The sequence below is a fragment of the Myroides sp. LoEW2-1 genome, from assembly GCF_009767705.1.
In the GTDB taxonomy this organism is placed as follows: Bacteria; Bacteroidota; Bacteroidia; order Flavobacteriales; family Flavobacteriaceae; genus Flavobacterium; species Flavobacterium album_A.
Genome location: NZ_WSPP01000024.1, coordinates 1 through 12,582, shown reverse-complemented (window position 1 = coordinate 12,582; position 12,582 = coordinate 1). Strand labels below are relative to the sequence as shown.

The 12,582-nt window shown below is 34.4% G+C and carries 12 protein-coding genes; 8 read left to right on the top strand and 4 right to left on the bottom strand.

From position 1 onward, the window contains the following. Positions 1-44: 44 nt before the first annotated feature. Both GOQ24_RS02320 and GOQ24_RS02315 read right to left on the bottom strand, forming a co-directional pair. Positions 45-917 carry a DUF3592 domain-containing protein gene (locus tag GOQ24_RS02320; protein ID WP_155090731.1) on the bottom strand — a complete coding sequence of 291 codons (873 nt, stop codon included), beginning with the start codon at positions 915-917 and terminating at the stop codon, positions 45-47. 9 nt (positions 918-926) lie between these two features. Beyond that, entirely contained in the window at positions 927-1,724 is a 798-nt protein-coding gene (locus tag GOQ24_RS02315) for a hypothetical protein (protein ID WP_155090730.1), read from the bottom strand. A 787-nt stretch (positions 1,725-2,511) separates the two neighbouring features. Between GOQ24_RS02315 and GOQ24_RS02310 the strand changes: the two genes are divergently transcribed. From GOQ24_RS02310 to GOQ24_RS02300, 3 genes are all read left to right on the top strand, one after another. Further along, positions 2,512-2,730, top strand: a complete 219-nt coding sequence (locus GOQ24_RS02310; RefSeq protein WP_155090729.1) for a hypothetical protein — start codon at positions 2,512-2,514, stop codon at positions 2,728-2,730. A 217-nt stretch (positions 2,731-2,947) separates the two neighbouring features. Then, entirely contained in the window at positions 2,948-3,508 is a 561-nt protein-coding gene (locus tag GOQ24_RS02305) for a 2'-5' RNA ligase family protein (protein ID WP_155090728.1), read from the top strand. 210 nt (positions 3,509-3,718) lie between these two features. Then, positions 3,719-4,066 carry a tRNA-binding protein gene (locus GOQ24_RS02300; protein ID WP_155090727.1) on the top strand — a complete coding sequence of 116 codons (348 nt, stop codon included), beginning with the start codon at positions 3,719-3,721 and terminating at the stop codon, positions 4,064-4,066. 81 nt (positions 4,067-4,147) lie between these two features. Here GOQ24_RS02300 and GOQ24_RS02295 read toward each other — a convergent pair whose 3' ends face one another. Both GOQ24_RS02295 and GOQ24_RS02290 read right to left on the bottom strand, forming a co-directional pair. Further along, positions 4,148-5,800, bottom strand: a complete 1,653-nt coding sequence (locus GOQ24_RS02295) for a hypothetical protein (RefSeq protein WP_155090726.1) — start codon at positions 5,798-5,800, stop codon at positions 4,148-4,150. Between the two features lie 6 nt (positions 5,801-5,806). Continuing rightward, positions 5,807-6,907 (bottom strand): DUF2891 domain-containing protein, encoded by a 1,101-nt coding sequence (locus tag GOQ24_RS02290; RefSeq protein WP_155090725.1) that lies wholly within the window; start codon positions 6,905-6,907, stop codon positions 5,807-5,809. A 145-nt stretch (positions 6,908-7,052) separates the two neighbouring features. Here GOQ24_RS02290 and GOQ24_RS02285 point away from each other — a divergent pair, with 145 nt between their 5' ends. The 5 genes from GOQ24_RS02285 (at position 7,053) to metG (ending at position 12,476) form a co-directional block, all read left to right on the top strand. Next, on the top strand, positions 7,053-8,558 hold the full coding sequence (locus GOQ24_RS02285) for a DUF5074 domain-containing protein (protein ID WP_155090724.1): 1,506 nt from the start codon (positions 7,053-7,055) through the stop codon (positions 8,556-8,558). A 391-nt stretch (positions 8,559-8,949) separates the two neighbouring features. Then, positions 8,950-9,513: a hypothetical protein gene (locus tag GOQ24_RS02280; protein ID WP_155090723.1), complete on the top strand. Its 564-nt coding sequence runs from the start codon at positions 8,950-8,952 to the stop codon at positions 9,511-9,513. A 6-nt stretch (positions 9,514-9,519) separates the two neighbouring features. After that, positions 9,520-9,999, top strand: coding sequence for a cytochrome d ubiquinol oxidase subunit II (locus GOQ24_RS02275; RefSeq protein ID WP_160339033.1), 480 nt, complete (start codon positions 9,520-9,522; stop codon positions 9,997-9,999). A 35-nt stretch (positions 10,000-10,034) separates the two neighbouring features. Then, on the top strand, positions 10,035-10,277 hold the full coding sequence (locus GOQ24_RS02270) for a hypothetical protein (protein WP_155090721.1): 243 nt from the start codon (positions 10,035-10,037) through the stop codon (positions 10,275-10,277). Between the two features lie 138 nt (positions 10,278-10,415). After that, the gene (gene metG, locus GOQ24_RS02265) at positions 10,416-12,476 is read left to right on the top strand and encodes a methionine--tRNA ligase (RefSeq protein ID WP_155090720.1); all 2,061 of its coding nucleotides are present in this window, start codon (positions 10,416-10,418) and stop codon (positions 12,474-12,476) included. Positions 12,477-12,582: the final 106 nt, after the last annotated feature.

The following is a 12,582-nucleotide window of genomic DNA, read 5'->3' as shown; positions in this document are numbered from 1 at the left end:
ACCACACTGCCATTTGACTTTCAATTTGTAGTGATCTCCACTATTTACTTTCTCTTAATTAGGGGGTTTTCTTTTCTCTTTGCATTACTCTCCTTAGGAACTGCCACTCCAGACCAACTTCCGCCCCCTGTTCTTACCCATTTAATATCGTTGGACTGTATCATTTTGATGTATCCCCAAATACCAAACATTAATATCAAAATAAACAAGACCAATATAAGTGATACATACCAAGGCACTTTGTTTCCATAAAATAATGCCATAATTAAAAGCCCTTCAAAAAATATCATTATAGCAGGAATGATGATGCAAAGCCCTACAAATTTGATAACACGATTGTATCTCTGCATTTCGGCATCGGTAGCATACAACAGAGCCCCCCATAGCAAATACAAAAGAAAAAACAATAGTAAACATGAACCCAAAAAAAGTAAGGTGGTTATAAATCCAAAACTAACTGCTTCATTGGTCTTTTCTTTGTAAAAAAGAGAAATACGATCTCCTAATTGAGGCTTAGTACTGGTAGAATAAGATAACTTGTGTAGTACATTTTCACCCGCCCGAGTTTGAAATTCTACTATTGGCGTATACATCGTCTGACTTGAACCAGAGCCCCTACTTCTATGAGAATCAAAAGACACAATCTTTGCATCGTAGTAATCCCCTTGAACAAAAAAAGTCGCATCAGCGTATATCTTCGAACTCAAAGCCAGAATTAATCCTAAAGCTAATTCTAATAAAAAATATACAACAATAAAAACATAGACAACCCTGAAGCGATTTATCCTACCTCTACCTTCGATGACATTTCTTTTACCAATGACAGTAGTCATCTTAAAAGTCAACCACAAGCTAAACAAAAGAGTCAATATCCTTGCCCCACTATATAAAGTGAATATTAATGGTAAATAGCTCATACAGTCGTTTTATCTATCAAAACGAGATGTTTGATGTTTGTACTTTACCTTGTCTCTTTTGATCAAATCGTTATTGATAGGAGTAATTACGTCTACTTCTTCAGTACTCCTTGAACTAGCATAACTACCTTGCTCTTTTTTGACAACAACGTCATTTTTCAAACGCATTAGTCGACGTATGAATACGAATACTGTGAAAGCAGCATATATATACAAGGCGATAAAAAAGAACTCTTTCTCATCTTCAAAACCAAAAATGCGATACTGAGAGAATGCATACAGAAAAAATCCAAAGAATAAGAGTGTTAATGGTTTAAAAAGCAAAGTAATTTGATTCGTTCTCTCAATTATCCTATTATCTTGCCCTACTTTCAATTTACTTATAATAACAGCAAGCAATGACAAAACTATTCTCAGGAAAAAGAAGAACACAAAAAGACTAAAGAAAATAATCACTAAACTTTCATATATAAACCAAAACTGATTGCCGTTTTCATCTATAAAAACAGTGTGTTCTTTACCCAAAAATACCTCTTGAGAAAGGTCCGTTATTAAATCAGACATAATAAAATCAGTTTTCCCATTTGGATAAGTCACTTCAATTCCCGTTAAATCACTTCCAAAATCACTGGGTCTTGTTTCAAGAACTCCTGTATACTCCACACCCTTACTTAACGCAATAAAACCTTTGTACGGCGATTCTCCAAAAGAAATAAGCCATGGGAATATAAAATACAAAACAATAACAGCCACAACGATTTGTACTGTATTTACACCCTTCTTAAGATGTTGTTCTTTTAGTTGCATGATTTTTTCTGATAACATTTCTATTTCACATCCTTGATTTCGTGATTTTTCAAAAAACAAAAATGTAAAAAACTATTTCACACAAATTAACGAAATTATTATTTATTAACAAGCAATAAATCAAATGAATAAACAACAAAACACCTATTTCATTAATAAATATTTTAAACCCACCACCAAATATATTGCAATAAAATAGCCTTACTTACCTTAAAGATAATCCCTTTGTAAATCCATTTTTAAATACTAACCTCAAACAGAAATGGTATAATCTCAAGAACAAACAGTATCAGCACAAACGTGAAACTTTCAAAAAGCATTCTCTTGTCGAATAAAACTCCGAAAAAATATAAATAACGTGAGTTTAATATAAGAGATTAAAAAAGCCAATATTATTTAAAACAATGATTTATAGGAACTTATCTTTCTTAAAAGATTAATCCTATCTTATATAGTAACAGAATAACCGAAGTTAAAGATAAGTCAAACGTAGTTTGCAAAGTAGATTAGCATGCTTTATTAGGGGCGTTTTCTTGCACTTCCTTAGGGATTCCTTGCACTTTTCTAGGGGTTTTCTTGCCCAGAGGGCACTTTTGTCGAAGAAAGGTGCAAGAAAATATCACGCAACACCGAAGCATATCGGTATAAACTTATAGGCTGGTTGGGAATAGATAGGAGGAAGTCATAAACTGCAGATTTGAATCGAATTCACGTTAAATAATCTAAATGACTAAGTTCTCCAACTAAAATTTCGTATCTTACTGTTAAATCTAAAAACCCATTAATTATGAAATACGTTGTAGAATTTTCTGCCTTAGACTTTGACAGTAATGCATTAAATATTGATTTTAAAAATCACCAAATTGAAAATCCAATTGTGCAGGTATCACGCCTAATAGATGAATTCGTTTACCAGGTAGAGCCTTGTAAAATATACATTTCCAAAGCCCACAATATTAATATTTCCGTTAAAGAACCTTTCCATGGGCGAATGGTTATCTTATAGAACAAAACCGAAAAAATATAAATAGTGTAAAACCCACTAAGATTACTCAACAGCAGTAATACAGTAGAACCTGTTACTGCTGTTGAGTCAATACCAACCTATCCACAATTTCGAATCCTTATAAAAAGCCATCTGACTAGTGTATAATTGCAGACAATTTAGCAATGCCTGGACAATTTATCTATTTTTGTCTTTCTAAGTATCGAATAAGCGACGTATGATTAATAAGTATTCCCTCTGTTTTCAACCTGACGAAACAACTATTGACGTAGTCAAACAAATGAAGTTAAAACTCGCTGAGGCAATAGGATGGTACAATAGTAAAAATGCTTTAGCTCACATAACTATTGTTGAATTCAAATCCGATAGTACGGGAATCAATAAGATGGCTGCCTTAGTCGAACAATTATGTGCTACTTACCAACCAGTAAAAGTTACCTTAGATCACTTTGGTCAATATCCCAATGGCGCTTTCTTCTTGGGAGTAGATCCCTTTTCGAAACCAATATTACAGGACTATGCCAAAAATATTCAAGCAAGAATAACAGTCCCTAATTCCTACAAAAATAGTGAACCTCACTTGTCAATCGCTCGGAAATTAAACACTGAAAAGCTATCTATCGCTCAATCTACTTTTGACCAACCAGCCATTTCTTTCATATGTGAACAAGTTGCCCTTCGTCAATTCAACCCTGAACGTGGACAGTACGATATCATCAGTATCTTCCCTTTCTTGAACTTACCATCAAGTGAACCAGAGCAGTTATCCCTATTTTAATTTTTCAAATAGATCAGATAATCGCATTCTTATCCATTATTAGCGAATAACACAAAGCGCTAAATGTCATTGTTTTACAAACAAAAACACCCCTGAAAACATTCCGAAAAAGCGTATAAGTAAGTACTTACTCACCTTGAATTATCATGCAACTGGATAGCAAAAAAACAATTATTTCATTACTTTTGAATTTAATCACAATCAAAAAAAATGGAGAATAACAACAATACATTGACTTGGGACGAGTTTTCGAAAGTAGAGATGAGAGTGGGAACTATTGTAGAAGCAGAAGTATTCACTGAAGTGAGAAACCCTGCCTATAAGCTAATTGTAGACTTTGGGGAAGAAATAGGTAAACGCAAATCATCTGCACAAATTACCAAGCTTTATACAACTGAAGAACTAATTGGCAAACAAGTCGTAGCAGTAGTTAACTTTCCACCAAAACAAATTGCTAACTTAATGAGTGAATGTTTAGTTATGGGAGCAGTAGAAGGCAAAGAAGTTACTTTAATGACAATGGATAAGCCTACAAAGAATGGACTGAGAATAGGATAGATGGATAATTTCCATACAGGATATATCCCCTACATCAAACGAGATAATAAAAGAAAAAGTGATACTTATTCTTTTATTATCTTATCCCTTAAACTTTTTAAAAATAAGTTCTTCGGCAATATTAAATGTACACTTGGCTGTATTTGTTGACGTAAAGTTATCAGACATTCTTGATTTGAAGGCACTGATAAAAGTCTTATTGTCATCTTGATAAAATTCTACCATCGCCTCATAAGCGTAATCCTCTAAACAATGGAGAATCCGGACCTGATAGTGTCCCAGTTTATCCAGTCTTCCGACCTCTCGATAGTGTTTATCACCATACTCAAAAATAGTATAAAAATACTCATTGAAATGACCATCATCAATCTTTAAACTGTCGGTTCTTATGAGATTAAATATATCGTCAAACCTCTTGTCAATAGAGCCTTCAAAGGTATCATAATTGTTATGTACAGGGCTTTTTAGTACACTTCTTCCTTCGATAAAACAGTCAATCAAGTTTTCTTCATTGGGAAAGCCTTGCCCACAGCGTTCTTCAATTTGAATTTCATCAATAAAAACCTCTTTAGCGCGATGCGTAGTAGGATACAAATTCAAATGAAACAAAGGAAAACCATGTTCATCTCTCAATAAATCAATACCATACACATTATTATCACTAATAATAACCCCTGCATTAACCTTATTGATATAACAAGCCATATCATTAGTTACAATACAAGTAACCAATAGTGTTCCTTTAACATACAAACTTCCATATTTGCCTTTGGCATATAACATCTCTCCTCGTACATCTCCGCCAATATAATGTGTATTACCACATAGAAAAGTATTTTGGGCATATAGCTCCTTCATCACGATCAAACTTGGAGCAGCATCTACCTCTCGACTGAATAGAGACGTTTTAACTCTTAAATTACCCAAGAAAATATACCCGAGTGCTATTATATTAAAACCTTCGACAGCATATTGTATGTCTAAGTAATCAACAGTAACATCGTCTTCAGCTACTAAGAAAAATCCATCTTCATTTTCAAAATTAAAACTATCTTCATCAAACAAGAGGCCATCGCCTATCTTAACACTGTTTATCTCTTTCAACAAAGCAAGTCCCTCTCTTGGACTGACAACTTTAAACCATATTCCCTGATGAAAAACACTTTTTATATGATATTCCCTATCGAGATCAAGCGAAGCTTCTTCCCTATTGTTATTGACTAAAGCAGACACGCTATCGTCAAAGTTGACATAGTCATTGAGCAACAAAAGATAGTCATACATAAATACAAACCAAGGGAATGCTTTTTCTTGATAGATCTGGGATTTCTTATCGAGATAATCAGGCGCCTTGTTAATATTGCTATTTTCTTGATAACCGACAAGGACCTCATCAAAAGCTTTGGAAGACACATCAAAGTAAAAGTGAATCTGCTCAAATACTGCTTCGTTCACAGCTAATAAATGACAATAAGAAATAGTGAGATTCAAGATAGAACCTTCTTGATGAAAGTAAAACAAAAAGTTTTGTAACTCTAAACTATCCAGCTCATTGTCATACAATTCACTAAATGAATTTGTAATATCTGCCACGCGATCATCACTTTTTAAATCTAAAAGTTGATTATGGTAAATATCAGCCACTATTGGCAGATTGTAGATTTCCAACAGTGTTTGTACTGATAATAAGCTTTCTTCTCTTTGATTGCCAAACAAATCCTTTAGTACCATCATTCAATCTTATTTGTGCAACAAAGTATACAGTGCAAAGGACCCTAACCAATGGCTCCCCATATAATCGTCACCTGATATATTTTTAAATGCTGAGTCAAAGTGTTTATCAGCTATAGGCAATAACACTTCTGTCAGAGAGGGTACCTGTTTAGCTATATCGTACAAACAAGTAGCTCTACTAAAATTTAGACCATCTAAGTGTACCAGTTGTCCATCTGTACGGTCTGATACTTGAGCCACATCTAAAGAAAAATTACTTTCGAAGATTGAGGGCAAAAATGCTTTTAACCAATGCTCAAACTCTGAAATAGTCAACACTTTACTCATCAGTCTTGCTTCTTCAAAACAAGGAGATAAAAAATCACTGCCACTTGGCTCATAACTAAGGCTACAGTCTATATCTTTTTCATAGAGACGCTTTGAGCTCTCTATGATGACTTGTTCAAACGTAGAGTTGTTTGTATTCCTCGCGTACTCTAAAGCTAATGAAAGTCCAAAGGCAGAATTATTATGTGTCCCTGTACGAATTGGATACAACAATTTAGGTAAGTATTCTTCATAGCGATCTACTAATTTATCCGCCAAAGGTTGTAGTACTCTTGCCCATCTTTGTGCATCTTCATCTTCCCACTGTAGGAGTGCAGAGTGAAGTTCGAAAAACCAAGCCCACCCGTAAGTACGCTCAAAGCTCTTATTGTTTACATCATCGAAAAAAGCAAGCTCTACAGCTAAGTTTTCTTTGGTAATTAATCGATTCAGTCTATTTCGAATTTCCCCATCCTTATCCAATTCGGGAAACTTTTGCATCAGAACAACAATAGACCAAAATCCATGTACAGAGGAGTGCCAGTCGTAACAACCATAGAAGATAGGTCTTAACGTTTTAGGAGTTTTTAAATCGCTATCACTACCCAAAGTCTGCCCCAATCTGTTAGGGTATTCTAACTCAATACAGTGCAAAGGCAATTCTATTATTTTCTGTGCTTCTTCTACCCCTAACTTCGTTGACTTGATATCAGTTATTTCCACTTTTTTCTGTTTCCCTTCCTTTGAATCACAGCCAATCAATCCAAGACATACAAGACCAATCAATCCAATATATTTCATTATAGTATAGTTGTTTAATGTTGCTTAAAAATACACATATTTATAGGATTGAACAGTACAATGAGTGTTTTCTCCTTTTTTTTTGCAATTCTTACTTGTTGAAGCTACATTTGTCACCAAAACTAAATAACTAAAACCACACCAAATGATTAAAATCCCCTATTTAAAAGCTTTTTCGTTGGGTTTATTAACCCTTTCTTTTGCTTGTTCAAGTGATGACACAGCAACGAAAAATGAAGACGGCTTTAAACTAATTCCTCAAGACGAAATTGTGCCATTAATACAACCTTCAGGATTTTATATTGCTAACGAAGATTGGTTTGGGCATGACGGTAGTAACGGAACATTAAACTTCATTGACAAGAATTACAAACCTTTCTATCGCGTTTTTAGAGAGGCGAATCCTGGTAAAAGATTTGGAGTGACAACACAATCTGCCACTACTTATGGAGACTACTACTACTTTGTGTCTAAACAGGGCAATAGACTTGTAGTAACTGACAAAGATCTCAAAGAAGTAAAATCCTTAACAGATATAGGAGGCGATGGTAGAGCCTTTGTAGGAGCTACTGCCAGTAAAGGCTATATCTCAACTTCAGGCGGAATAAGTATTTTTAACATCAATACCCTTGAAGTCGAAGGATCAATTGCTGGGATAGCAACAGAAACTGGAAATATGGCTGTTGCTAATGGATTACTTTTTGCCGTAACTAACAAAAAAGAATTACATATCATTGATGTAGAAACAGACAAACTATTAATTTCCCTACAAGATAATTATACTCAACTAACACTGGATAACAACGGAATACTGTGGTTAGGACACGATAAAGAAATCAAAAGATTAGACACAAAAACCATTGATAAGAATGACTTGGGTAATATAAACATGACAAGTTATGACTTAGGCATTTCTTCCATTAAGGGACAGTGGGGTGCGTGGAATGCTGGTTCTATGACTGTTTCAAATGACGGTGAATTTGTTTATTGGAATTCAAACGGTGGCTCGTGGAATGGTGGAAATAAGATAGCGCAATTAAACACTTCTACGGGAGTAGTTAACCCAGAGTTCTATGACTTAGGCCATGATTCAACGGAAGTAAAATTAGCTTTTTATGGCTCTTCAATGCGAATTGACCCACATACTGACAACCTTGTTTTGACAATCAAAAGAGAGAAATTCGGCTCAGCAGGATCGTATAACTGGGTGCGTATCATAAATCAACAGGGAGGTATCATACAAGACATCTTCCTAAGAGGAGGTACTGAGGAATCATCTTCTTACAATCCGGATGGTGGCTATTTTTGGTTTCCTTCACAAGTTTTATTTGAAGATAACAATGCTCCTCAGATTTTTACAAATCAAGTGATTTTAAAATCCAACAAAGAATTTGCTATCGCCTTGGATCAGTTCCTAATTGATCAAGATTCTCCTTGGGAACTAATCGAGAAAACAGCGAGTAACCTAAGTAATGACTTGGGAACAGTGCGTATTGAAAACAGAGAATTTACGGAAAATGGCAAAACAGTTACCAAAGAAAGCTTGGTTTTCACAACTAATACTAAGATAGGAAAAGCACATTTTACCTTAGAAGCCCTTTCGAATGGTAAAGTTGCTAAAAAAGACATTGAGGTTTGGGTTAGAGAATAATTTAAATCTTGCTAAAGTATCATAATGAGAGCACTGAATGACTATTTCATTCAGTGCTCTTTTCTTTTTGGGTTAAACAAGTTTAACAATTCCCCGATAAAGATGGAAAAAGTGAAACACAATTTCAATTACACAAGCTTTTTCAATAACGGATAACCTAAGGCGGAAATACAAGCTACAAATAGACAGAAAAGATCAGATACTTAAACGGTGTGGATCATCCGTTCCGTTAGCAATTAACCTCAAACGTATACACTCCTAAGAATAGCAGTAATAAAGTTGGATACAGTCATTCTTCAACACCTAAAGCTAAAAGAACCAAGAACTTAAATAACACAAAGTTTTTAACACTCATATTAGTTTTTTTGTAATTTTGATTAAAATTTAAGATATGAAAATAAAATCTTTACTAACTGTATTTACCTTAGTTACGCTATTTACGCTTACTGCATGTAACAATAAAGACATTAGCTCATCGAGAGCCTTTGATACTATCGGGGCCTACCTAAATGAAAAGCCAGAATTTGAAAGCACTACATTAACGCTTGGCAAAAAAAAACTAAGAATGAGAAAAGACAGCCTTCAAATCGAACAATATAAAACGCTTGAAAAAGGTGGGTATTTAGAATTCGAAGATGAGAACTCAAAAAAGAAATGGTTATCTAAAGATAGTATTTGGAATGTAACCATAAAATTGGCAGAAAAAGCTCATCCTTATGTCATTGATCAAAAAAATGATAAGGTAACAGTAAAGACAATACTTTACACACTTGGGGATAGCAGTAACTTACAATTAAACAATAACAGTAAAAAATCTGCAACAGCTTCTGTTATGTTGAATAAGGAGTATACGCCATTTATAGCCTTAGCTAAAGATAAGAATCCCAACACTAAATTCATTACCAAAAAATTTAAACTACGCTATAGCGAGACTACTGGTTGGTCTGTAAACTAATATAAAATGGGAAAGAATATTACAATTCTCGCTTTGGTACAACTCATACTGTCCTATGTTTCAGCTGAACTCATGGGTAGGATGTCGTTCATTGGCAGGCAAGGCATTAACTTTGTTTATACCCAATATACCGTACTTAAAACTCCTTGGAAAACCGCTTTAATTATTTTTTCTATTCAATTAATATTGATTCTGATTCTTGCCATGTTTAAGTTTTTCACGGCGAGATATATTAGTATCACTGTTATAGTCTTTGCTTTATTAGCTGGTTTTGCTGGGGCTTATTATACATTCTTAGATCTTACAACAACATCTCACAAAACAATGGGGACAATGTTTCGCATTGGGAGTTATTTATTTTGGGGTAGTTGGACGATAACATGTTTATTCTTCATGTTTTTACGCAAAAAGAAACTGCCTTTGCATCAGCTCGATATTGTTAACGAAGAGCGAAAAGAAGAACAAGAAGAAAATCCTACTAACTAATTTAGCTATATTGCAACAAACTCAAATTACAATACATGATGTCATACAAAAAATTACTTTTTATTGCCTCAGTATCTCTTGTGACTCTTTCGTGCAATGACAAAAAACAAGAGAGTGGAGATACAACTCAAACTAAAGAGCATTCTGTTAAGCAAGATGATAAAAAAGTTGAAATACCAATGCATGGAACAAGTGAAAACAGCTCTTCTTCGTCAAATAAACGATTTGAAGTAAGCAATGATATGAAACAAATGATCCAGCAAGAAAAGAATAAATAACACAAAAGATCTTCCTTACAGAAGATCTTTTTTATTTGCAAATGACGTGTTTAAAGCTAAATAAAATTCATTAATTCCATTCTGAATGCTTATTTTTGCATTCTTATTTAATTCGTTTGAGATTAACAGTAATGATATATGATACAAGATCCTAAAAGATATACGATTACAGCAGCATTACCCTATACAAATGGTCCTATCCATATTGGGCACTTAGCTGGTGTATATGTACCTGCTGATATTTATGCGAGATTTTTGCGACTGCAAGGAAAAGATGTCGCTTTTATATGTGGAAGTGATGAACATGGAGTAGCTATTTCTATGAAAGCGAAAAAAGAAGGAATTACTCCTCAACAAGTAATTGATAAATACAATGGTATTATCAAGCAGTCTTTTATCGATTTTGGTATTTCATTAGACAATTACTCTCGTACTTCATCTTCGATCCACCATCAAACAGCTTCTGAGTTCTTCAAGAAGTTATACAATGAAGGTAAATTCATAGAAGAAGTTACAGAACAATTATATGATGAGAAAGCTGATCAGTTCTTAGCTGACCGTTTCGTAACAGGTACTTGTCCTAAATGTGCTAATGAAGAGGCTTATGGAGATCAATGTGAAAAATGTGGTACTTCATTAAATGCGACAGATTTAATCAATCCTAAATCGACAATCACAGGAACCAAACCAGTCTTAAAGTCAACAAAACACTGGTTCTTACCATTAGACCAATACGATACATTCTTACGTGAGTGGATATTAGAAGGTCATAAAAATGACTGGAAACCTAATGTATACGGACAAGTAAAATCATGGTTAGAAGATGGATTAAAGCCTCGTGCTGTAACTCGTGATTTGGATTGGGGTATCCCTGTACCTGTAGAAGGTGCGGAAGGAAAAGTTCTTTATGTGTGGTTTGACGCTCCTATCGGATACATCTCTTCGACTAAAGAATGGGCTGCAAGAGAAGGCAAAGATTGGGAACCGTATTGGAAATCTGAAGATACGAAGTTAGTACACTTCATCGGTAAAGATAATATTGTATTCCACTGTGTGATATTCCCTGCGATGTTGAAAGCAGAAGGAAGCTATATCTTACCAGATAACGTACCTGCAAATGAGTTCTTAAACTTAGAAGGAAACAAACTATCTACGTCTAAAAACTGGGCAGTATGGCTACACGAGTACTTAGAAGACTTCCCAGGTAAACAAGATGTATTGCGTTATGCCTTGACATCTAATGCTCCTGAGACAAAAGACAACGACTTTACTTGGAAAGACTTCCAAGCAAGAAATAACAATGAGTTAGTAGCTATCTTCGGTAACTTTATTAACCGTGTGGTAGTATTAACAAACAAGTACTATGAAGGAGTAATTCCTCAACCGAATGAGTTCTCTGATGTAGATATTGCTACATTGACAGAATTAAGAGCTTATCCAAATGTTATCGAAAGTTCTGTAGAACGCTATAGATTCAGAGAGGCATTGTCAGAGATGATGAATGTAGCTCGTCTTGGTAATAAGTACTTAGCAGATGAAGAACCATGGAAACTAATCAAAGAGAACCCAGAAAGAGTAAAAACTCAAATGTATGTAGCTTTACAAATAGCTGCTGCACTAAGTACTTTAGCTGAACCGTTCTTACCATTCACTGCTAATAAACTGAAATCTATTCTAAAAATAGATACTCCTATTAAATGGGAGACTATTACTGAAGACAAGGTATTAATTCCTGCAGGACATACTATTGGACAGGCAGAATTACTGTTCGCTAAGATAGAAGATGAAGAAGTACAAAAACAGTTAGACCGATTAGAAGCTTCTAAAAAAGCAAATGCCGCTGCTGCAAAAACAGTAGAGCCTCAAAAAGACATAGCTGTCTATGAAGACTTTGCTAAATTAGACTTGAGAGTTGGTACCATTGTAGAAGCAGAAAAAATGCCTAAAGCAAATAAGCTTTTAGTATTAAAAGTAGATACTGGTATGGATGTTCGTACAATCGTATCAGGAATTGCAGAACACTTTAAACCTGAAGATATCATTGGCAAAAGAGTCACTGTATTAGCAAACCTTGCTCCACGAGCTTTAAGAGGCGTTGAAAGTGAAGGTATGATACTAATGACAGAAGACCAAGATGGTAAATTAGTATTCGTTAATCCTGACGAAGACAAGGTTCAAAACGGAGCAACAATCAATTAAAAGAATTTATTTCTAAATATAAAACGAACAACAATTTAAGTTGTTCGTTTTTTTTTATAAATTAAATTATAATAACTACTTTTAACTTCAATTAAATAAACTATAT